This is a genomic window from Haemophilus sp. HN_Hi10, assembly GCF_049821985.1.
GTDB lineage: Bacteria > Pseudomonadota > Gammaproteobacteria > Enterobacterales > Pasteurellaceae > Haemophilus > Haemophilus influenzae_D.
In genome coordinates, this window is the sequence record NZ_CP187495.1 from 914,652 (window position 1) to 936,792 (window position 22,141).

20 protein-coding genes are annotated in these 22,141 nt (G+C 38.2%); 19 read left to right on the top strand and 1 reads right to left on the bottom strand.

The window, feature by feature from the left end; translation table 11 throughout:
* The first annotated feature begins 21 nt into the window (after positions 1-21).
* From mrdA to miaB, 14 genes are all read left to right on the top strand, one after another.
* Positions 22-1,974, top strand: a complete 1,953-nt coding sequence (gene mrdA, locus ACPT8Q_RS04550; protein ID WP_425627545.1) for a penicillin-binding protein 2 — start codon at positions 22-24, stop codon at positions 1,972-1,974.
* Positions 1,964-3,079, top strand: a complete 1,116-nt coding sequence (rodA, locus tag ACPT8Q_RS04555; protein ID WP_050949315.1) for a rod shape-determining protein RodA — start codon at positions 1,964-1,966, stop codon at positions 3,077-3,079. Before mrdA ends, rodA begins: the two co-directional genes overlap by 11 nt.
* A 51-nt stretch (positions 3,080-3,130) precedes the next feature.
* Positions 3,131-3,994: a septal ring lytic transglycosylase RlpA family protein gene (locus ACPT8Q_RS04560; RefSeq protein WP_050949316.1), complete on the top strand. Its 864-nt coding sequence runs from the start codon at positions 3,131-3,133 to the stop codon at positions 3,992-3,994.
* A 15-nt stretch (positions 3,995-4,009) separates the two neighbouring features.
* Positions 4,010-5,191, top strand: coding sequence for a D-alanyl-D-alanine carboxypeptidase family protein (locus tag ACPT8Q_RS04565; protein ID WP_050949317.1), 1,182 nt, complete (start codon positions 4,010-4,012; stop codon positions 5,189-5,191).
* A 96-nt stretch (positions 5,192-5,287) separates the two neighbouring features.
* The gene (gene ybeD / locus ACPT8Q_RS04570) at positions 5,288-5,566 is read left to right on the top strand and encodes a DUF493 family protein YbeD (RefSeq protein ID WP_006995721.1); all 279 of its coding nucleotides are present in this window, start codon (positions 5,288-5,290) and stop codon (positions 5,564-5,566) included.
* 1 nt (position 5,567) lies between these two features.
* A complete protein-coding gene (gene lipB / locus ACPT8Q_RS04575) occupies positions 5,568-6,206 on the top strand; it encodes a lipoyl(octanoyl) transferase LipB (RefSeq protein WP_050949318.1) in 639 nt (212 codons plus the stop codon).
* A 53-nt stretch (positions 6,207-6,259) separates the two neighbouring features.
* A complete protein-coding gene (gene lipA / locus ACPT8Q_RS04580) occupies positions 6,260-7,222 on the top strand; it encodes a lipoyl synthase (RefSeq protein WP_012054772.1) in 963 nt (320 codons plus the stop codon).
* 376 nt (positions 7,223-7,598) lie between these two features.
* Entirely contained in the window at positions 7,599-8,606 is a 1,008-nt protein-coding gene (gene citC / locus ACPT8Q_RS04585; RefSeq protein WP_050949319.1) for a [citrate (pro-3S)-lyase] ligase, read from the top strand.
* 37 nt (positions 8,607-8,643) lie between these two features.
* Positions 8,644-8,931: a citrate lyase acyl carrier protein gene (gene citD, locus ACPT8Q_RS04590; RefSeq protein WP_005639587.1), complete on the top strand. Its 288-nt coding sequence runs from the start codon at positions 8,644-8,646 to the stop codon at positions 8,929-8,931.
* Positions 8,928-9,803 (top strand): citrate (pro-3S)-lyase subunit beta, encoded by an 876-nt coding sequence (citE, locus tag ACPT8Q_RS04595; RefSeq protein WP_050949320.1) that lies wholly within the window; start codon positions 8,928-8,930, stop codon positions 9,801-9,803. Before citD ends, citE begins: the two co-directional genes overlap by 4 nt.
* 14 nt (positions 9,804-9,817) lie before the next feature.
* Positions 9,818-11,320, top strand: coding sequence for a citrate lyase subunit alpha (gene citF / locus ACPT8Q_RS04600; RefSeq protein ID WP_061671331.1), 1,503 nt, complete (start codon positions 9,818-9,820; stop codon positions 11,318-11,320).
* A 180-nt stretch (positions 11,321-11,500) separates the two neighbouring features.
* Positions 11,501-12,898 (top strand): triphosphoribosyl-dephospho-CoA synthase CitG, encoded by a 1,398-nt coding sequence (gene citG, locus ACPT8Q_RS04605; RefSeq protein ID WP_076773460.1) that lies wholly within the window; start codon positions 11,501-11,503, stop codon positions 12,896-12,898.
* Between the two features lies 1 nt (position 12,899).
* Positions 12,900-14,339, top strand: coding sequence for an anion permease (locus tag ACPT8Q_RS04610; RefSeq protein WP_042593654.1), 1,440 nt, complete (start codon positions 12,900-12,902; stop codon positions 14,337-14,339).
* A gap of 382 nt (positions 14,340-14,721) precedes the next feature.
* Positions 14,722-16,146, top strand: coding sequence for a tRNA (N6-isopentenyl adenosine(37)-C2)-methylthiotransferase MiaB (gene miaB, locus ACPT8Q_RS04615; protein ID WP_005687460.1), 1,425 nt, complete (start codon positions 14,722-14,724; stop codon positions 16,144-16,146).
* Positions 16,147-16,215: 69 nt separating this feature from the next.
* Here the strand turns inward: miaB and ung are convergent, their stop codons facing one another.
* Positions 16,216-16,875, bottom strand: a complete 660-nt coding sequence (gene ung / locus ACPT8Q_RS04620; RefSeq protein WP_050949324.1) for a uracil-DNA glycosylase — start codon at positions 16,873-16,875, stop codon at positions 16,216-16,218.
* Between the two features lie 254 nt (positions 16,876-17,129).
* Between ung and grcA the strand changes: the two genes are divergently transcribed.
* The 5 genes from grcA to era all read left to right on the top strand — a co-directional run bounded on the left by grcA (position 17,130) and on the right by era (position 22,127).
* A complete protein-coding gene (gene grcA / locus ACPT8Q_RS04625) occupies positions 17,130-17,513 on the top strand; it encodes an autonomous glycyl radical cofactor GrcA (RefSeq protein ID WP_005628746.1) in 384 nt (127 codons plus the stop codon).
* 169 nt (positions 17,514-17,682) lie between these two features.
* Positions 17,683-19,479 (top strand): translation elongation factor 4, encoded by a 1,797-nt coding sequence (gene lepA, locus ACPT8Q_RS04630; protein WP_050847202.1) that lies wholly within the window; start codon positions 17,683-17,685, stop codon positions 19,477-19,479.
* 8 nt (positions 19,480-19,487) lie between these two features.
* On the top strand, positions 19,488-20,537 hold the full coding sequence (gene lepB / locus ACPT8Q_RS04635; protein ID WP_050949325.1) for a signal peptidase I: 1,050 nt from the start codon (positions 19,488-19,490) through the stop codon (positions 20,535-20,537).
* Between the two features lies 1 nt (position 20,538).
* A complete protein-coding gene (rnc, locus tag ACPT8Q_RS04640) occupies positions 20,539-21,222 on the top strand; it encodes a ribonuclease III (protein ID WP_032824232.1) in 684 nt (227 codons plus the stop codon).
* On the top strand, positions 21,219-22,127 hold the full coding sequence (gene era, locus ACPT8Q_RS04645; protein WP_021035500.1) for a GTPase Era: 909 nt from the start codon (positions 21,219-21,221) through the stop codon (positions 22,125-22,127). The genes rnc and era overlap by 4 nt, the downstream gene beginning before the upstream one ends.
* Positions 22,128-22,141: the final 14 nt, after the last annotated feature.

Consider the following 22,141-nt stretch of genomic DNA (forward strand, 5'->3'; position numbering starts at 1 on the left):
TACATCCTTATTTTTAGCCAGATGAATTTAAAAAAATTTTTCAATACGCCAACTCATGAGCCGTTCCGCGATAAAAAAGCGGAGCGTAACCTTTTTGCACGCCGAACTTTAGTGGCTTTTTTGGGGATTTTGCTACTAACAGGTGTTTTATTCACCAATATTTATCAGCTACAGATTGTTAATTTCGATACTTACCGAACGCGTTCTAATGGTAACCGAATTAAATTATTACCTTTACCGCCAACGCGTGGCTTAATCTATGATCGTTACGGTAAATTATTAGCCGAAAATCTTACTTTTTTTGGTTTATACATTGTGCCGGAAAAAACTGAAAATTTAGACCGCACTTTAGATGAATTACGCTACATTGTGGGATTGACGGATAATGATATTGAACATTTTAAAAAAGAACGTCGCCGCGGAACGCGTTATACACCGATTTTATTAAAGCCGAATTTAACAGAAGAACAAATTTCACGCTTTGCGGTAAATGGCTACCAATACCCGAGTTTAGAGGTACGTCCTTATTTCAAACGCCATTATTTATATGGCGAAACAATGGCGCATATTTTGGGATATGTAGGTAAAATGAATGATAAAGATGTAGAACGTTTGAAACGAGAGGATAAATTTGCGAATTATGCGGGGAACGATATTGGAAAATTGGGTATTGAACGTTATTACGAGGATATACTGCAAGGTACCACGGGTTTTGAAGAAGTAGAAATTAATAATCGCGGCAAAGTAATCCGTACTTTGCGTAGCCGACCTGCTGTGGCGGGAAAAAGTATTCATTTAACTATTGATTTGGCATTACAGCGTTATATTACTGAACTTTTATCGGGACTAAAAGGTGCTGTAGTTGTGCTTGATCCGAAAGATAGTAGTGTATTAGCGATGGTATCTACACCAAGTTATGATAATAATTTATTTGTTGATGGTATTTCCTCCGAAGATTATAAACGTTTATTAAATGATCCTGCTCGTCCGCTTTATAGTCGTGCGACACAAGGTGCGTATCCGCCCGCTTCAACAGTCAAACCTTTTATTGCAGTAGCCGCACAAACTGAAAATGTGATTACACCAAACACAACGATTTTTGATCCGGGATATTGGGTATTACCTAACTCCACAAAACGTTTTCGTGATTGGAAAAAAACAGGCCACGGAGATACGGATTTGAATAAAGCGATTACTGAATCCTCTGATACTTATTTTTATCAAGTGGCTTATAATATGGGTATTGATCGTCTTTCTAATTGGATGAAGGATTTTGGTTTTGGTATGCCAACGGGGATTGAAATTCAAGAAGAAACGGCTGCCAATATGCCAACTCGAGAATGGAAACAAAAACGCTATAAACGCCCTTGGGTACAAGGCGATACGATTTCGGTTGGGATTGGTCAAGGTTATTGGACGGCAACACCACTACAAGTAGCAAAAGCGACGACGATATTGGTCAATAATGGCAAAGTAAATACACCGCATTTGATGAAAGCAATTGAGGGGGCAGTTCTAGAGCCTTATGAAGATCCGTTAATTTATCCTGATATTAGTACACCTAAAGTGACGGCTTGGGAGGCAGCGAAACGCGGTATGTACAATGTTGTTAATGCTGCAAATGGAACTGGGCGAAAAGCCTTTGCAGATGCCAATTATCGTGTTGCAGGAAAATCTGGTACTGCTCAAGTGTTTAGTTTAAAAGAAAATGAAAAATATAATGCGGTGGGATTGAAAAAAGAATTACATGATCACGCATGGTTTACCGCATATGCGCCTTATGAAAACCCTAGATTGGTTGTGACAGTGATTTTAGAAAATGCAGGTGGTGGTTCAAGTAATGCCGCACCGTTAGCGCGTAAAGTGATGGATTACTATTTAAATCAGCGTTTACCACAAGTTGAAAAATATAATGTACCTATTCAGCAAAAAAAAGATTTGTCACAAGAGAGCGAACAAATAAATGGAAGATAAAATCCCTTTTTGGTTGCGTGTTTGGCAACGTTTGCATATTGATTTTTGGCTGTTTATCGGACTTCTTGCAATAACGGCTTATGGTATGCTGGTGTTATATAGTGCATCAGGTGCCAGTGAAATGATGTTTAATAACCGAATTATTCAGGTTTTACTTGGATTTATTGTTATGCTGTTAATGGCTCAATTTCCACCAAGATTTTACCAACGCATCGCACCTTATCTTTATTTAATTGGTTTTGTGTTGTTGATCTTAGTAGATGCTATTGGCACGACAAGTAAAGGTGCGCAGCGTTGGCTTGATCTGGGATTTATTCGTTTTCAACCCTCTGAAATTGTAAAGCTTGCGGTGCCATTAATGGTCGCTGTGTATTTAGGTAATCGACCACTTCCACCTAAATTAAGTGAAACATTTATTGCGATTGCAATGATTATGATTCCGACTTTACTTGTAGCTATACAACCTGATTTAGGCACATCAATTTTGGTAAGTGCGTCAGGTTTATTTGTAGTATTTTTAGCTGGAATGAGCTGGTGGCTTATTTTAGCTGCAGTGATTGGTCTGGCTGGGTTTATTCCGATCATGTGGTTATATCTAATGCACGATTATCAACGTACTCGTGTACTTACATTATTAGATCCAGAAAAAGATCCTCTCGGTGCAGGCTATCATATTTTGCAATCAAAAATTGCGATTGGTTCTGGTGGATTAAACGGAAAAGGCTGGATGCAGGGGACTCAATCACAATTAGAATTTTTGCCCGAACCTCATACAGATTTTATTTTTGCGGTAATGGGTGAAGAGCATGGAATGATTGGTTTCTTGATTTTAATAGCGATTTACTTATTTATTATTGTGCGTGGTTTAATGATTGCTGTAAATGCTCAAACTTCTTTTGGGCGTATTCTTGCTGGTGCAACGACATTAATTTTCTTTGTCTATGTATTTGTTAATATTGGAATGGTGAGCGGTATTTTGCCTGTTGTGGGTGTGCCATTACCTTTATTTAGCTATGGTGGTACATCTTATGTTGCTATTATGGCGAGCTTTGGTTTACTGATGTCTATTCATACGCACAAAAGTCAATTTATGAAAAGGAACTAATTTCATTTTTTTCTTTCTTAAAGAGAGACTAAATGAAAAGCGTCAATACTTATGAAATTAAAAACTTGGTTAAATTTGACCGCACTTTCGCTGTTTATGGTAGGCATTAATCTTCCAGTGCAAGCGAATACACAAAAAATGTATGGCATTCGAGGTGATAATCTGTCTATTACTACTAAAATGCCAACACCAATTACTTATTCGGTGAAAGGGAAAACCTATACGACTAAAAGTGGAGATGATGCCAAATTTTATATAAAAGAAGGAGTGGCGAGTTACTACCATTCTAAGTTTAATGGTCGCAAGACGGCAAATGGTGATATTTATCGTGCTACACAATTTACTGCAGCACATAAAACATTACCAATGAATTCTTATGCTTTGGTCACAAATCTGAATAATAATCGTAAAGTTATCGTTCGTATTAATGATCGTGGACCTTTCAGTGATAAACGTTTAATTGATCTTTCGCACGCTGCAGCAAAAGAAATTGGCTTAATTTCCCACGGCACTGGACAGGTAAGGATTGAGGCGTTGCACGTTGCTAAAAATGGAAATTTATCAGGTGCAGCCACAAAAACACTGGCTAAACAAGCAAAAACTCAGGAAGCTGCCGATCGTTTAGTATTAAAATCTAACACGTTTTCCGATAAGTCGCTTCAGGCTACAAATGAAAAAAAAGGAACTGAATTTTACCGTTTGAAAATGCTTGAACTAACCTCTCGTAGCCAAGCAAATAAGTTAATTACGCAACTTGCGTTAGCGAATATTCAGGCTGAAGTAAATCGCTCGGGAAATAAATATGAAATTCATATTGGGCCTTTTGATGACAAAACAAAAATGGCACAAGTGAGAACTAAATTACAAAAAATGGCAAATAATAAGCCATTAATTGTTTATACGTATAAAAATTAATTGTAGGAAGATCTTATGTTGAAAAGAACAACAAAAATCGCATTTTTATCTGGATTTGTGGCATTTAGCACTTTTTCCGTATCTGCTGAAGATATTCAGTTTGCTGTAATGCCTCCACAAATTACGGCTCAAACGTATGTACTGATGGATTATAATTCAGGCGCAATTTTGACCGCACTTAATCCAGATCAACGTCAATATCCTGCATCACTGACTAAAATGATGACAAGTTATGTAGTTGGTGTCGCATTAAAACAAGGCAAAATCCATAATACTGATATGGTGACTATTGGCGAGAGTGCGTGGGGACGTAATTTCCCTGACTCATCAAAAATGTTTTTAGATTTAAATACACAAGTATCTGTAGCAGATTTGAATCGAGGCGTGATTGTTGTTTCTGGAAATGATGCAACAGTGGCTTTAGCCGAACATATTTCTGGCAATGTACCGAACTTTGTAGAAACAATGAATAAATATGTTCAAAAATTTGGTTTGAAAAATACGAATTTCACTACGCCACATGGTTTGGACGATCCAAATCAATATTCTTCCGCGCGTGATATGGCAATTATTGGTGCGCATATTATTCGTGATTTACCTGAAGAATATAAAATTTACTCAGAAAAAGATTTCACATTTAACAAGATTAAACAACCTAACCGTAATGGCTTACTGTGGGATAAAACTATCAATGTTGATGGGATGAAAACGGGTCACACCAGTCAAGCAGGATATAACTTAGTTGCTTCTGCGACGACACCAAACAATATGCGTTTGATTTCAGTGGTAATGGGGGTTCCAACTTATAAAGGTCGTGAAGTAGAAAGTAAAAAACTTTTACAATGGGGTTTTGCTAATTTTGAAACCTTTAAAACTTTAGAAGCAGGTAAAGTCATTTCAGAGCAACCTGTTTATTATGGTGATAAAGGTAGCGTGAAATTGGGAACGCTACAAGACCGCTTTATCACTATTCCGAAAGGTAAACAAAATGAGCTTAAAGTGCGCTATGAGTTAGAAGGTAAAAACTTACAAGCACCTTTAGCAAAAGGACAAATTGTAGGGAAAGTCGTTTATCAATTAGAAGGCAAGGATATTGCAGCGGTAAACTTACAAGTAATGGATGAAGTTGGCGAAGCCGGTATTTTCGGAAAAGCTTGGGATTGGCTGGTGCTCACTGTAAAAGGCTTGTTTGCATAAAATATCTGAGAAATTACCGCACTTTTTTAATTAAGAGATTACGTACTATGTGGGTAGTTTGCCATCCACGCATAATTTTTATTACTGAGAAATAATATGACAACGGAAAACGATTACGCAAAACTTAAAGAATTAATGGAATTTCCAGCAAAAATGACCTTTAAAGTTGCTGGGATTAATCGAGAAGGGTTAGCACAAGATCTTATACAAGTGGTTCAAAAATATATTAAAGGCGATTATATTCCTAAGGAAAAACGCAGTAGTAAAGGCACTTATAATTCGGTATCAATCGACATTATTGCTGAAAACTTTGAGCAGGTAGAAACACTTTATAAAGAACTGGCTAAAGTTGAAGGCGTGAAAATGGTTATCTAGTATGAATAATTCCCTTATCGTTCGTCAGTTAGGATTGCAAGATTATCAAGAAATTTGGCATAAAATGCAGAATTTTACAGATAGTCGAACCGAGGAAACGCAAGACGAAATTTGGTTGGTGCAGCATCCTCCTGTATTTACCCAAGGGCAAGCAGGTAAACCAGAGCATCTTTTACAACGTAGTGAAATACCTGTAGTGCAGTCCGATCGTGGTGGGCAAATAACCTATCATGCACCCGGTCAGCAAGTGATGTATGTGCTCATTGATATTAAGCGTCATGAGAATTTAAATGTACGTCAATTAGTTACCGCACTTGAACAAACGGTGGTAAAAACCTTAGCTGAATATGGTATTGAAAGCTATCCAAAACCTGATGCACCAGGTGTGTATGTGGATGGAAAAAAGATTTGTTCTCTTGGACTACGTATTCGTCGTGGTTGCTCTTTTCACGGGCTAGCATTGAATATTAATATGGATCTGAATCCATTTCATTATATTAACCCATGTGGCTATGCTGGTCTTGAAATGTGTCAATTAGCGGATTTTGTTAATCAAGATGAGGCTAATTGCGATAAGGTTTCAGCAAAATTAATTAAACACTTCGCCGAACTTTTAGGCTATAATGTAACAACTTTATAACATTTTATAAAAAGTAAATGCCCAACTTGGGCATTTTTATTTAGGAAAATACTATGTCTACTCCTTTCAAAATGGAACGCGGTGTAAAATATCGCGATGCGGCAAAAACCTCAATTATTCCCGTAAAAAATATCGATCCTAATCAAGAGCTATTAAAAAAACCAGAATGGATGAAAATTAAACTTCCAGCAAGTTCAGCTAAAATTGAAAGCATTAAAAATGGAATGCGCCGTCACGGGCTACATTCTGTTTGTGAGGAAGCATCTTGTCCAAATTTACACGAATGTTTTAATCATGGAACTGCAACTTTTATGATTTTAGGTGCAATTTGTACGCGCCGTTGTCCATTCTGTGATGTGGCTCACGGTAAACCATTACCGCCCGATCCTGAAGAACCACAAAAATTGGCAGAAACGATTCAAGATATGAAACTTAAATATGTGGTAATCACATCGGTGGATCGTGATGACTTACCTGATCGTGGTGCAGGTCATTTTTCTGAATGTGTAAAAGCTGTGCGCGAGCTTAACCCTAACATCAAGATTGAAATTTTAGTGCCAGATTTTCGTGGTCGCGTTACACAGGCTTTAGAAAAATTAAAAGATAATCCGCCAGATGTCTTTAATCACAATTTAGAAAATGTACCGCGCTTATATAAAGAAATTCGTCCTGGTGCGGATTACGAGTGGTCACTTAAATTATTGCGTGAATTCAAAGAAATGTTCCCAAATATCCCAACCAAATCTGGTTTAATGGTGGGATTAGGAGAAACTAACGAGGAAATTTTGCAAGTAATGCAAGATTTACGAGATAATGGTGTAACGATGCTGACATTAGGGCAATATCTCCAACCTAGCCGTCACCATTTGCCCGTTGCGCGTTATGTTCCGCCTACCGAGTTTGATATATTTCGTGATAAAGCTAATGAAATGGGCTTTGAACATGCAGCTTGTGGACCATTTGTTCGATCTTCTTATCATGCTGATTTACAAGCCAGTGGCGGATTAGTGAAATAATTTAAAACTACGCGGAATTAAACCGCACTTTTTGCTTCTTACAAAAGTGCGGTTTATTTTTACAACTCAGAGTAACCGCCAATATTGCCTATTCATTAATCAACTATTAAGCCTATCATCATTTCCGCAATTTTAAGGAAAAGGATATCAAGAAAATAGTATTTTTAACTTATATGATCGAGTACCATGTAAGTTTTTGAAAAAAAGAAAATATCTATAAATTATTCAATGTATAATGCAGTGTGAAGATAATATTAGATTATAAAGTTGGGGAAAATATGAGCTTATCTTGTATCGTAATTTGCTCATCGCTTATAATAACTCTATACTACTAACTTGGTAGTGATGTTATGTTTTCTTCTTTTTTGGAGAGTCGATGCAATTTGAGCGAATTTCTACTGAACAAAAAAAACTTTCTCTCATTCAGACATTTTTACATCAAAATGCGCTTAAATTAGATGAACAAATCGAGTATTTTGTTGTTGGCTATAATGATAACGAACAAATCGTTGTCTGTGGAGGTTTAGCAGGCAATATCATAAAATGTGTTGCGATTGATGAGTCTTTGCGTGGTAGCGGTGTTGCCCTGCAATTAATTACTGAATTGGTTGATTTAGCTTACACGCTAAAACGCCCACACCTTTTTATTTATACAAAACCCGAATATGCAACGTTGTTCAAATCTTGCGGTTTTTATATCATCTCTGATGCCAATCCTTATGTAGTATTGTTAGAAAATAGTGCTATGCGTTTACAAAAACAATGCTCATTATGGGAGAAAATGCGTGTGGATGGTAATCGAATTGGCTCGATTGTAATGAACGCGAATCCATTTACCTTAGGTCATCGTTATTTAATTGAGCAAGCATTACAACAATGTGATCATCTGCATTTATTTATTGTTGGTGAAGACGCATCGCAATTTTCTTACGCTGAACGATTTGAAATGGTTAAACAAGGTATTTTCGATTTACCCAATATCACTCTTCATTCTGGCTCTGACTATATTATTTCTCGTGCAACATTTCCAAATTATTTCCTAAAAGATCAATTAATTACAGATGAAAGTTATTTTGAGGTTGATCTGAAGTTATTCCGTTTACATATTGCTCAGGCTTTGGGCATAACACATCGCTTTGTTGGTACTGAGCTAAATTGTCCCGTCACTGCCGAATATAATCGCCAAATGCATTATTGGTTAAGGGATGCCGAAATGAATGCAGCAAAAATAAATGTTATCGAGATACCTAGAAAAACAGCAAGCAACCAGATTATTTCTGCTTCTACAGTACGAAAGCATTTGGCTGAAAAAAATTGGGCTCAACTCGCAGAGTTTGTGCCTATGACTACGTTAAATTATTTACAAAAGTGCGGTCGTTTTTAAATACATTTTTATTCATCAATATACGGAAGGAAAATCTATGAAAATAACAAAAGTAGCCGTTGCAGGGACACTGGAATCCAGTGATGTTCAAGTACGGGTTCAACCTTTTGATTCACTCGATATTGAAATCAATAGCTCAGTAGCAAAACAATTTGGTGAACAAATTGAAGCGACAGTTCGTGAAGTATTAGCAAAACTTGGCATTACAGCAGCACAAGTCATTGTAGAAGACAAAGGGGCGTTAGATTGCGTGTTACAAGCTCGAGTAAAAGCTGCTGCAATGCGTGCAACTGATGAAATGATTAACTGGGAGGCTGTGTTATGAAATTAAGAAGAAGTATGTTATTTGTGCCAGGCTCAAATGCCGCCATGTTAAGTAATAGCTTTATTTATAAACCAGATTCCATTATGTTTGACTTAGAAGATGCGGTTGCTCTCAAAGAAAAAGATTCTGCTCGTTTATTAGTCGCTCACGCACTTCAACATCCGCTTTATAAAGAAATTGAGACCGTAGTTCGTGTTAATCCGCTAGATTCTGAATTTGGTTTATTGGATTTGAATGCGGTAGTGCGTGCGGGTGTGGATGTGGTACGTATGCCAAAAACTGAAAACGCGCAAGATGTGTTGGATATGGATCACGTCATTACTGAGATTGAGAAAGCTTGCGGTCGAGAAGCAGGTTCGACTAAAATGCTAGCAGCCATCGAATCACCATTAGGTATCACTCAAGCCAACCAAATAGCTTTCGCTTCTAAACGTTTAATTGGTATCGCATTGGGTGCTGAGGATTACGTACGTAACTTAAAAACCGAGCGTTCACCAGAGGGGATTGAACTGCTTTTTGCTCGTTGTTCTATTTTACAAGCGGCACGTGCGGCTGGCATTCAGGCCTTTGATACCGTATATTCTAACGCGAACAATGAAGAAGGCTTCTTAAAAGAGGCTGCGTTAATTAAACAGCTTGGTTTTGACGGTAAATCCTTAATCAACCCACGCCAAATTGAATTGTTACACAACTTATTTGCACCGACACAAAAAGACGTGGAGCAGGCAAAACGCATTATTGAAGCGGCAGCAGAAGCTGAACGACAAGGGGCTGGTGTTGTTTCGTTAAACGGTAAAATGATTGACGCACCGATTATTGATCGCGCAAAACTTGTATTAGAACGTGCGAAATCAGGTATTCGTGAAGAGTAAAGGGAGATAAAAAGATGACAACAAGAGAACAACGTATTGAAAAATATCACGCTGATCGCTCAGTCTATCAAGCGGTGCCTAAATCTGAATCCCTTTCTCGTACAGCGAAAGATCGCAAACTTTGTACCTCTCTAGAAGAAGCGATTAAACGCTCTGGCTTAAAAGATGGTATGACTGTTTCATTTCATCATGCTTTTCGGGGCGGAGATTTTGTGGTGAATATGGTGATGAATAAAATTGCCGAAATGGGTTTCAAAAATCTGACCCTTGCATCTTCATCTTTAATTGATAGCCACTTCCCGATTGTCGAACATATCAAAAATGGCGTGGTCACCAAAATCTATTCTTCTGGTTTACGCGGTGAACTTGCAGAGCAAATCTCTCGCGGTTTATTGAATGAACCTGTAAATATTCATTCTCATGGCGGACGTGTTCACTTAGTAAAATCTGGCGAATTAAAAATTGACGTTGCTTTTTTAGGCGTACCTTGCTGTGACACATTCGGTAATTCCAATGGATTTACTGGAAAAAGTAAATGCGGCTCTCTAGGCTATGCGCGTGTCGATGCTGAATACGCTGACAAAGTTGTGTTGCTCACAGAGGAATTTGCTGAATACCCGCACCACCCAATCAGCATTGCTCAAGATCAAGTAGATTTAATCGTGCAAGTTGAAACAGTCGGTGACCCGAAAAAAATTGGCGGTGGCGCAACCCGAATGACTACCAATCCACGCGAATTACTCATCGCGCGTAAATGTGCAGAAGTAATTTTTGCCAGTGGTTATTTTAAAGATGGCTTCTCATTACAAACTGGTTCTGGGGGGGCAGCATTAGCTGTTACACGCTTCCTAGAAGAAAAAATGCGTCGTGAAAATATCACTGCCGATTTCGCACTTGGCGGTATTACCGCAAGTATGGTGGCATTACATGAGGCTGGTCTTATTAAAAAATTATTAGATGTTCAAAGTTTTGACTCTGTTGCGGCTGAATCACTTGCTCGCAACCCAAATCATATTGAAGTTTCCGCTAACCAATATGCGAACTATAGTTCCAAAGGGGCATCGGTTGAACGTTTAGATATGGTTATTCTTTCTGCTCTAGAAATCGATACTAAATTTAACGTGAATGTATTGACTGGCTCTGACGGTGTGATTCGCGGTGCATCTGGTGGTCATTGCGATACCGCAGCTTCTGCACAAATAGCAATCATTGTGGCACCATTAGTTCGTGGTCGTATTCCAACCGTGGTGGAAAACGTGATTACCTGTGTAACACCTGGTGAAAACGTCGATATTCTCGTTACCGATCATGGTGTAGCAGTAAATCCTAAACGTCCAGATTTGATAGACGCTTTAAATAAAGCAGATATTCCTTTGTTTACCATTGAACAGCTTTGTGAGCGCGCTTACAGCATTACAGGTAAACCAAAAGAAATTGAGTTTACTAATAAACCTGTGGCTGTTGTTCGTTATCGTGATGGTTCGGTGATTGATACGGTGTATCAAGTTAAAGACTAGAATCAGCATTACAAGCGATCTACTTTCAATAGCCAAAATTAACTCTTGTCTTCCCATGATTATCAGGAAAGGAACCCAAAGAGTTGAAAGGGACTCAATTAGCTCTTTCAGCTTTCGCCAACACCCTATAAATGGAAAGCGTTAAGAAAATTTATTTTTATACAAAAGAGCGGTCAAATTTTGCAGCATTTTTTTACGACATTCTCTACAGAGGGTTCAGAAATTTCACTTGAAGCATTACTTAATGCTCGAGAGGAACGTGCAATTTTACAACAACAGCTTATAACACAATATGGACAAACCTTACTTTGCATCACTTTAACTGCTGTGGGTGGAGTAAAAAAAAATGCTTTGTTGGATTATGTTTTTAGAAAAGCTCTAGAAAATCTGACCGCACTTTTTACTCAGTTAAACATTACAGCAGTAAAAGAAATAATCCGTCCGTTAGAAACGGGGCATGAAGCCTATTTTGTATTACCGATAGATGCTCGTACGCTAAAAGTGCTGATGATTGAATTGGAAGAAAGCATTCCTCTTGCTCGTTTGTGGGATTTAGATGTGTTTAATGCTAAAGGCAATCTACTGAGTCGTACAGATTTTGATCTTTCTCCAAGAACTTGTTTAGTGTGCGGAGAAAATGCAAAAATCTGTGCGAGAACCCACAAGCACGAGATTGATGAGATTGTAGATAAAATTCAATCTCTTGCACAAAATCATGATTTCGCAGAACATATTGGTGAACAAGTTTATCTGGCATTAATACAAGAGGCTCGCTTATCGCCAAAACCTGGTTTAGTGGATGCCATCAATAACGGTTCGCACAAAGATATGAACCTGCATACTTTTGAGCAAAGTGCGATTAGTTTAAAACCTTTTTTTACGCAGTTTGTTCTCAAAGGCATGATGACCGCACATTTGTCTGAAAATCAAATTCTCGCTGAAATTCGTCCTTTAGGTTTATTGGCGGAAAAAGCAATGTTTAAAGTTACTGATGGCGTAAACACCCACAAAGGTGCTATTTTTTCTTTTGGTTTAGTGTGTACGGCAATTGGACGATTATTGGCACAAAAAAGTTTGGCTCAAAGTGCGGTAGATTTTGATGTTAAATTAATCTGCTCACTTGTTGCACAATTTACTCAAGGTTTAACGGATGAACTCAAAAATTATCCTGAACACTTGCCTAGTACGGCTGGAGTGCGTTTATTCCAAAAATATGGCTTAACAGGTGTCCGTGGCGAAGCAGAAAATGGTTTTAATCTCATTCAAACGTTGTTGCCACAATTTGATGAGTACCATCAGTTAGAATGGGAACATCGTTTACTGATTTTGTTGTTGAATTTAATGGCAATTAACTCCGACACTAACGTGGTTCATCGAGGTGGTTTAGCAGGATTGCATTTCATACAGCAAACAGCACGGGATCTGCTTACAGATCAACATCTTGTGACAGATAAAGTAGCACTGACACAAGCATTAATGAAATTTGATACCGCCTGCATTGAACGTAATTTAAGTTCGGGCGGTAGTGCTGATTTATTAGCACTAACAATTTTCTTTTTATCATTTAGAGGTAATTAATATGGCATTATCCAAAAATACAAAACTGGTGATTTTAATGGCTATCCCATTGATCACTTTCTTACTACCTGCTCCTGATGGGCTTTCTTTGATTGCTTGGCGATTACTTGGTGTTTATATCGCCACTATCGTTGGGCTTGTGCTTAAACCTTATGGCGAGCCCGTTATCTTATTGGCTGCAATTGCGGTTTCTGGTGTTATCATCGGTAATACTGAAGGGGCTAAAGAATTGGTTAAAGTCGGCAATATGTTGGATGGTTATAAATCTGGCACAACATGGCTTATTTTTACCGCATTCACTTTGAGTTCAGCATTTGTAATCACAGGTCTAGGTAAACGTATCGCCTATCATATGATCGGCGCAATGGGTAGCACAACCCTACGCTTAGGCTATGTTACCATGTTCTTAGATCTTTTACTCTCGCCAGCAACGCCCTCTAACACCGCACGTTCAGGTGGGATTATCTTTCCAATCATTAATAGCGTAGTGGTTGCTCTTGGTTCAGATCCAGAAAAAAGCCCGAAAAAAGCAGGGCGTTATTTGATGATGAACGTATATATGGTGGTTAAAACTACCTCTTATATTTTCTTAACCGCAATGGCGCCTAATGCCTTAGCTCTTTCATTAATGGCACCAATTCTTGGTTTTGAAACCACTTGGATCAAATGGTTCTTAGCTGCATCCGTACCCGGCTTACTCTGCTTATTCTTAATTCCATTAATTTGTTATTGGGTATCTCCACCAGAATTGAAAAAAGTGGATAATAAAGCCATTGCGAAAAAAGGCTTAGAAGAATTAGGTCCAATGTCTTTTCGTGAAAAAGCACTCAGCGTGTTATTCGTAATTGCATTATTCGGCTGGATTTTCTCTAATTCACTTCATATCAATGCTACCATTGTTGCAATCATTGTAATGGTGCTTTGTATTGTATTAAGTATCGTCACCTGGGACGATATCCTAAAAAGCAAAGGTGCATGGAATACCCTAGTATGGTATGGTGGTATCATCGGTATGTCTGGCTTGCTTGAAAAAGCTGGCTTCTTCAAATGGTTAGCAAAAACCCTAAGTACCATACTTCAGTTTGAGGGACATGGTATGATGGCGTTAATAGTGATTCTTACCTTAAGTGTCTCTGTACGTTATTTATTTGCATCAGGCGGTGCATATGTAGCTGCAATGGTACCCGTATTTGCAACGGTCGGACATGTAACAGGTGCTCCTACTGAATTGCTTGCTCTAGGCTTAGTCTTTGCTAATTCTTATGGTGGTTCAGTAACTCACTACGGAGGCGGACCAGGTCCAATTGCATTCGGTGCAGGTTATAATGATATAAAATCTTGGTGGATTACTGGCGCGATCATTGCTTTTGGTAGTTTAATTATCCATCTAACTATCGGTATGGCATGGTGGAAATTATTAATGAGTTTAGGCTGGTTATAGGCTGATCTTTTTTTAATTTAACTGCTATTTTGACGGTGTAGTAGACAAAGTAGTTGATTATAAATATATGCTTGCGCTTTCCTAAAAAGTGAGCTCTATTTAATCCTTTTGGTTTACCTTGAATATACACATCGTTGTAATCGCGATAAGCTAGTATTTCCTTTAATTTTATGAACTAATATTTACCTCATACTGCATTATATCTTGAGTATATTTATGAATATCTTATTTTTTAATGATTTACAAGCCTTTCTAGCTTATCAAAATATCCTGTTTAGTGTCTTTCACCGAATATTCACTAGCCAGAATTATCGTAAGTCTGTAAAATAGCCGACCGCTTTATTCGACTAATTATTTATAACACCTGACGATATTGTAGAAAATGACTCAAAAATTACATATTAAAACTTGGGGCTGTCAGATGAATGAATATGATTCATCTAAAATGGCAGATCTTTTATTAAGCACTCACGGATTAGAACTCACGGAAGCACCTGAAGAAGCAGACGTATTATTATTGAATACCTGTTCTATTCGTGAAAAAGCACAAGAAAAAGTGTTTCATCAACTTGGACGTTGGAAAGAATTAAAGAAAAATAATCCAAATTTAGTGATTGGCGTGGGCGGCTGTGTGGCTTCTCAAGAAGGGGAACATATTCGCCATCGTGCGCCTTATGTGGATATTATTTTTGGCCCACAAACTTTGCATCGCTTGCCTGAAATGATTAATCAAATTCGTGGCGGTAAAAGTTCTGTGGTTGATGTGAGTTTCCCTGAAATTGAGAAATTTGACCGCTTACCTGAACCTCGCGCAGAAGGCCCAACTGCATTTGTTTCCATTATGGAAGGTTGTAATAAATACTGTACTTTCTGTGTTGTGCCTTATACTCGTGGGGAAGAAGTTAGTCGTCCTGTAGATGATGTGTTATTTGAAATTGCGCAACTTGCGGAACAAGGCGTGCGTGAGGTTAATCTACTTGGTCAAAACGTGAATGCTTATCGTGGGCCAACGCACGATGGTCAAATTTGTAGCTTTGCGGAACTGCTTCGTCTTGTTGCATCAATTGATGGTATTGATCGTTTACGTTTCACAACCAGTCATCCAATAGAATTTACAAATGATATCATTGATGTGTATCGTGACACGCCTGAATTAGTGAGTTTCTTGCATCTTCCAGTGCAAGCAGGATCTGACCGTGTATTAACGATGATGAAACGTGGTCATACCGCATTAGAATATAAATCTATTATTCGTAAACTTCGTGCAGTGCGTCCAGATATTCAAATCAGCTCTGACTTTATTGTTGGTTTCCCAGGGGAAACTGCGGAAGATTTTGAGCAAACTATGAATTTGATTGCACAAGTAAACTTTGATATGAGCTTCAGTTTTGTGTATTCTGCCCGACCAGGTACGCCTGCTGCAGATATGCCAGATGATGTGACGGAAGATGAAAAGAAACAGCGTCTTTATGTGCTACAAGAGCGTATTAATCAACAAGCCGCACAATTTAGTCGTCGTATGCTTGGCACAGAGCAGCGCGTGTTAGTTGAAGGGCCATCGAAGAAGGATATTATGGAATTAACAGGACGCACTGAAACAAATCGTATTGTTAATTTCCAAGGTTCTCCAGAAATGATCGGTAAGTTTGTGGATGTAAAAATTACTGATGTTTATACTAATTCGTTACGTGGCGAAGTGGTGCGTACTGAAGATGAAATGGGATTACGTATTGCACAATCGCCACAAGAAGTGATGAATCGCACGCGTAAAGAAGATGAATTAGGCGTAGGGCGTTATCACGGCTAATTAAAATGCTGAAATATTCAACTGCACTTTGAGAGATTAAAGTGCGGTTATTTTTTAGAGATATATGGTTTAGATTTGCCAATCAATTGGTTTCATTCCATTGCTTTTCAAATATGAATTTGTTTTGGAAAAATGATGACAGCCAAAGAAACCTCGATGGGCTGAAAGTGGGGAAGGGTGCGGAGCCGTTAAAACAAGGTGACGAGTGCGGTCAATAATTTGTCCTTTTTTTTGTGCGTGACTGCCCCAAAGTAAAAATACCAGTTTTTCACGATGTTCATTAAGCACCGCAATAACTTTATCTGTAAACCTTTCCCAACCTAAATTGGCGTGTGAATGTGCCATACCTCGTTCCACGGTAAGCACTGTGTTAAGTAGCAATACCCCTTGTTCTGCCCATTTGACTAAATAACCATGTGATGGCATTTGGAATCCCGAAATATCTTGTGTGAGTTCTTTATACATATTTAATAGGGAAGGGGGAATTGCTACTTCAGGTTTTACAGAAAAAGCCAAGCCGTGCGCTTGATTTGCTCCGTGATAAGGATCTTGACCTAAAATTACTACTTTTACATCTTCAAAAGCAGTATATTTGAATGCGTTAAATACCTCTTCTTGTGGTGGATAAATTGTTTTTCCGCTTGCTCTTGCAAGATGAACCTGTTGTAGTGCGTGTTGAAAGTAAGGTTGTTCTTTTTCTTTTCCGATAACGTCTGTCCAGTTTTTCATTATTCTATCCTATTAATAAGTTTTTATTCATTATAAACAAAAACATTCATTCAATAAAAAGTTAAATTAATGTTAAATTATTGATATAAATTTTATTTAAAAATTAATAAATTTTAATTTAGATCAAATTTATAAAAATTAATTAAAAAAATAACCTGCTCTTTATCAAATAAATCTAAAATAATTTGAAATATTAAAATGATTTGATAAAATTTGTACAGTTTTATTATTTTCGTGCCAATTAGGAGGCTATTATGATTAAAGGTATTCAAATTACTCAAGCGGCAAATGACAATTTGCTTAATTCATTCTGGTTATTAGACAGCGAAAAAAATGAAGCTCGTTGCTTGTGTGCAAAAGGCGAATTTGCTGAAGACCAAGTTGTTGCAGTGAGCGAATTAGGTCAAATCGAATACCGTGAATTACCAGTAAACGTAGCACCAACTGTAAAAGTTGAAGGTGGCCAACATTTAAACGTGAACGTATTACGTCGTGAAACTTTAGAAGATGCGGTAAATAACCCAGATAAATATCCACAATTAACTATCCGTGTTTCTGGTTACGCAGTACGTTTCAACTCTTTAACGCCAGAACAACAACGCGACGTTATCACTCGTACTTTCACTGAAAGCCTATAATTTCAGTTTGAATGAAAAAAAGAAACCCCGAAGTTATTCGGGGTTTTGTTTTATCTAAAAGGTTAAAAAATTTGACCGCACTTTTCCTTTTCATCTCTAGCGATTTCCGCGCTTTTCAGGTAGAATCCGCCAGTTAAATTTATTGATTTTTTGAGAAAAACTATCTTTTATGAAGAATATTCGCAACTTTTCTATTATTGCCCATATTGACCACGGTAAATCAACGCTTTCTGACCGTTTGATTCAAACTTGTGGTGGCCTTTCGGATCGTGAAATGGAAGCGCAAGTGCTAGATTCAATGGATCTTGAGCGTGAACGTGGAATTACCATCAAAGCACAAAGTGTGACTTTAAATTATAAAGCCAAAGATGGCGAAACTTATCAATTAAACTTCATCGATACACCAGGACACGTGGACTTTTCTTATGAAGTGTCTCGCTCTCTTGCTGCTTGTGAAGGGGCGTTGTTAGTTGTGGATGCAGGACAAGGAGTTGAAGCCCAAACTCTGGCAAACTGTTATACCGCAATCGAAATGGATTTAGAAGTAGTGCCGATTTTGAATAAAATCGACTTGCCTGCCGCAGATCCTGAACGTGTAGCGGAAGAAATTGAAGATATCGTGGGAATTGATGCGATGGAAGCGGTTCAATGCTCAGCTAAAACGGGTGTGGGTATCGAAGATGTATTAGAAGAAATCGTGGCAAAAATTCCCGCACCAGAAGGCGATCCTAATGCACCATTACAAGCATTGATTATTGATTCTTGGTTCGATAACTATTTGGGCGTGGTATCTTTAGTGCGTATTAAAAACGGGGTATTACGTAAAGGCGATAAAATTAAAGTGATGTCCACAGGGCAAACTTACAACGTAGATCGTTTAGGGATTTTTACGCCAAAACAAGAAGATACGACTGTTTTAGAATGTGGCGAAGTGGGTTGGGTTGTTTGTGCGATTAAAGATATTTTAGGCGCGCCAGTTGGGGATACCTTAACCCATCAACATAATTCTGCAACTGAAGTGTTGCCAGGTTTTAAAAAAGTAAAACCACAGGTTTATGCTGGGCTTTTCCCTGTAAGTTCTGATGATTATGAAGCATTTCGTGATGCACTTGGCAAATTAAGTTTAAACGATGCATCACTTTTCTATGAACCAGAAACTTCGACCGCACTTGGCTTTGGTTTCCGTTGTGGTTTCCTTGGCCTTTTACACATGGAAATCATTCAAGAGCGTCTAGAGCGTGAGTATGATTTAGATCTTATCACGACTGCGCCAACGGTAATTTACGAAGTGCAATTAACGAATGGCGAGGTTGTTTATGTGGATAGTCCTGCAAAATTGCCTCCACTTAATAATATTGCTGAAATTCGCGAGCCAATCGCAGAATGTAATATGCTGGTGCCGCAAGAATATTTAGGTAATGTTATTACCCTTTGCGTTGAAAAACGTGGCGTGCAAACCAATATGGTATATCACGGTAATCAGATTGCACTGACTTATGAAATTCCAATGGGTGAAGTTGTTCTAGACTTTTTTGACCGTTTAAAATCAACATCGCGTGGTTATGCTTCGTTAGATTACGGTTTCAAACGTTTCCAAGCGGCAGATATGGTTCGCGTGGATATTATGATTAACAGCGAACGAGTGGATGCGTTGGCTTTAATCGTTCATAAAGATAATTCACAATATCGTGGTCGTGAATTGGTTGAAAAAATGCGTGAGTTAATTCCTCGTCAGCAATTTGATATTGCCATTCAAGCAGCTATTGGAAACCACATTATTGCGCGTTCAACCGTAAAACAATTACGTAAAAACGTATTGGCAAAATGTTATGGTGGTGACGTGAGTCGTAAGAAAAAACTCTTGCAGAAACAGAAAGAGGGTAAAAAACGTATGAAATCTTTGGGTAATGTAGAAGTGCCACAAGAGGCGTTTTTAGCAATTTTACACGTAGGAAAAGATAAATAAGGAAAATTATGTCAAATTTATTTTTTGTGATTTTATTAGCTGTGGGTTTTGGTGTGTGGAAAGTATTAGATTATTTTCAGCTGCCAAATACTTTTAGTATTTTGTTACTAATTTTGACCGCACTTTCTGGCGTATTATGGTGTTATCATCGTTTTGTGGTGCTGCCAAAACGTCATCGTCAAGTGGCTCGTGCAGAACAACGTTCTGGCAAAACTTTAAGTCAGGAAGAAAAAGCCAAAATTGAACCGATTTCTGAGGCTTCAGAATTTTTATCTTCACTTTTTCCTGTGCTTGCAGTGGTATTTTTGGTTCGTTCTTTTTTGTTTGAACCGTTTCAAATTCCCTCTGGCTCAATGGAATCCACCTTACGTGTTGGCGATTTTTTAATTGTGAATAAATATGCTTATGGTGTGAAAGATCCGATTTTCCAAAACACCATTATTGCAGGCGAAAAACCACAACGTGGCGATGTAATTGTGTTTAAAGCACCACAACAAGCGTTAATTCGTACAGGTCTTGGGGCAACGCGAGCGGCTTTTGCAGAAAATCTTGCGTTAAGTTCAAAAGATAATATGTCTGGTGTTGATTATATTAAACGTATTGTTGGAAAGGGCGGAGACCGCATAATTTTTGATGTGGAACAAAAAACATTAAAAATTGTATATGGTAAAGAAGGTAAACCTTGTGAAATTGATTGCGAAACCAAGGCGTTTGAATATACACAAAATCCAACAAATCCAGCTTTTCCTAATGAATTAGAATTGACTGAAAAAGGCGATGTAACACACAATGTGTTAATTAGTGAATATCGTCGTTATTCAGGCTCTGAATTTTTCCCACAAGAGGGGATGCAAACTGCAGAATGGCTTGTGCCAGAAGGGCAGTATTTTGTGATGGGGGATCATCGCGATCACAGTGATGATAGCCGTTTCTGGGGCTTTGTGCCTGAAAAAAATATTGTGGGGAAAGCCACTTATATTTGGATGAGCTTAGAAAAAGAAGCGAATGAATGGCCAACAGGTTTCCGTTTTGATCGTTTCTTTACAGCAATAAAATAAGATGAATCATTTAGATCGACTTGAGCGTAAAATCGGTTATCGTTTTAATGATATTGCGCTCTTAAAGCTGGCACTTACGCATCGAAGTGCGGCAACTCAACATAATGAACGCCTAGAATTTCTAGGCGATTCCATTCTTAATTTCACTATCGCTGAAGCACTTTATCATCAGTTTCCACGTTGTAATGAAGGCGAACTAAGCCGTATGCGAGCTACTTTGGTGCGAGAACCCACTTTAGCGATTTTAGCGCGCCAATTTGAATTAGGCGATTATATGTTGCTTGGTTCTGGCGAGCTAAAGAGCGGTGGTTTTCGCCGTGAATCTATTCTTGCCGATTGTGTAGAAGCGATTATTGGTGCAATGTCTTTGGATCAAGGATTGGCTGTGACGACCCAAGTGATTCGAAATTGGTATCAACAATTATTGGCAGAAATTAAACCAGGCGATAATCAAAAAGATGCGAAAACGCGTTTACAAGAATATTTACAAGGCAAACATCTGCCATTGCCAACTTATGAAGTGGTAAATATTCAAGGGGAAGCCCATTGCCAAATTTTCACTGTTGAATGTAAAGTGAAAAGTGCGGAGAAAATTGACCGCACTTTTGTGGCAAAAGGATCTAGCCGTCGTAAAGCCGAACAAGCGGCAGCAGAACAAATTTTAAAAGAACTGGACATCAAATGACCGAACAATTCGACAAAACCTATTGCGGCTTTATTGCTATCGTAGGTCGCCCAAATGTGGGTAAATCAACACTCTTAAACAAAATTTTAGGACAAAAAATTTCAATTACATCACGTAAAGCACAAACCACCCGTCACCGCATTGTTGGGATTAAAACTGAAGGGGCATACCAAGAAATCTATGTGGACACCCCAGGGCTTCACATTGAGGAAAAACGCGCAATTAACCGCTTAATGAACCGAGCTGCAAGTAGTGCTATCGGCGATGTTGATTTAATTATTTTTGTCGTAGATGGCACACATTGGAATGCAGATGATGAGATGGTGCTAAACAAATTACGCAATGCAAAATCCCCCGTTGTGCTTGCTATCAACAAAGTAGATAACATCAAAAATAAAGATGATTTATTGCCGTTTATTACAGATCTTAGCAGTAAATTTAATTTTGCTCACATTGTGCCAATTTCTGCACAGCGTGGTAATAATGTTCATGAATTAGAGAAAATTGTACGCCAATCTTTACGCGAAGGTGTGCATCATTTCCCAGAAGATTATGTTACAGATCGTTCGCAACGTTTTATGGCATCGGAAATAATCCGTGAAAAATTAATGCGTTTTACGGGAGAAGAATTGCCTTACTCTGTTACTGTTGAAATCGAACAATTCAAAGTGAATGAACGTGGTACTTATGAAATAAATGGATTAATTCTGGTTGAGCGTGAGGGGCAGAAAAAAATGGTAATTGGTGCGGGCGGTCAAAAAATTAAAACTATTGGTATGGAAGCACGTGCTGATATGGAACGTTTATTTGATAACAAAGTCCATCTTGAACTTTGGGTAAAAGTGAAATCAGGTTGGGCAGATGATGAACGTGCGCTACGTAGTTTAGGATATATGGATGAATAAAGTGCGGTAAAATT

Excerpts from the sequence above, each read along its gene's own strand:
- mrdA (WP_425627545.1), top strand. The coding sequence starts at position 22 with ATGAATTTAAAAAAATTTTTCAATACGCCAACTCATGAGCCGTTCCGC.
- rodA (WP_050949315.1), top strand. The coding sequence starts at position 1,964 with ATGGAAGATAAAATCCCTTTTTGGTTGCGTGTTTGGCAACGTTTGCAT.
- ACPT8Q_RS04560 (WP_050949316.1), top strand. The coding sequence starts at position 3,131 with ATGAAATTAAAAACTTGGTTAAATTTGACCGCACTTTCGCTGTTTATG.
- ACPT8Q_RS04565 (WP_050949317.1), top strand. The coding sequence starts at position 4,010 with ATGTTGAAAAGAACAACAAAAATCGCATTTTTATCTGGATTTGTGGCA.
- ybeD (WP_006995721.1), top strand. The coding sequence starts at position 5,288 with ATGACAACGGAAAACGATTACGCAAAACTTAAAGAATTAATGGAATTT.
- lipB (WP_050949318.1), top strand. The coding sequence starts at position 5,568 with ATGAATAATTCCCTTATCGTTCGTCAGTTAGGATTGCAAGATTATCAA.
- lipA (WP_012054772.1), top strand. The coding sequence starts at position 6,260 with ATGTCTACTCCTTTCAAAATGGAACGCGGTGTAAAATATCGCGATGCG.
- citC (WP_050949319.1), top strand. The coding sequence starts at position 7,599 with ATGCAATTTGAGCGAATTTCTACTGAACAAAAAAAACTTTCTCTCATT.
- citD (WP_005639587.1), top strand. The coding sequence starts at position 8,644 with ATGAAAATAACAAAAGTAGCCGTTGCAGGGACACTGGAATCCAGTGAT.
- citE (WP_050949320.1), top strand. The coding sequence starts at position 8,928 with ATGAAATTAAGAAGAAGTATGTTATTTGTGCCAGGCTCAAATGCCGCC.
- citF (WP_061671331.1), top strand. The coding sequence starts at position 9,818 with ATGACAACAAGAGAACAACGTATTGAAAAATATCACGCTGATCGCTCA.
- ACPT8Q_RS04610 (WP_042593654.1), top strand. The coding sequence starts at position 12,900 with ATGGCATTATCCAAAAATACAAAACTGGTGATTTTAATGGCTATCCCA.
- miaB (WP_005687460.1), top strand. The coding sequence starts at position 14,722 with ATGACTCAAAAATTACATATTAAAACTTGGGGCTGTCAGATGAATGAA.
- ung (WP_050949324.1), bottom strand. The coding sequence starts at position 16,875 with ATGAAAAACTGGACAGACGTTATCGGAAAAGAAAAAGAACAACCTTAC.
- grcA (WP_005628746.1), top strand. The coding sequence starts at position 17,130 with ATGATTAAAGGTATTCAAATTACTCAAGCGGCAAATGACAATTTGCTT.
- lepA (WP_050847202.1), top strand. The coding sequence starts at position 17,683 with ATGAAGAATATTCGCAACTTTTCTATTATTGCCCATATTGACCACGGT.
- lepB (WP_050949325.1), top strand. The coding sequence starts at position 19,488 with ATGTCAAATTTATTTTTTGTGATTTTATTAGCTGTGGGTTTTGGTGTG.
- rnc (WP_032824232.1), top strand. The coding sequence starts at position 20,539 with ATGAATCATTTAGATCGACTTGAGCGTAAAATCGGTTATCGTTTTAAT.
- era (WP_021035500.1), top strand. The coding sequence starts at position 21,219 with ATGACCGAACAATTCGACAAAACCTATTGCGGCTTTATTGCTATCGTA.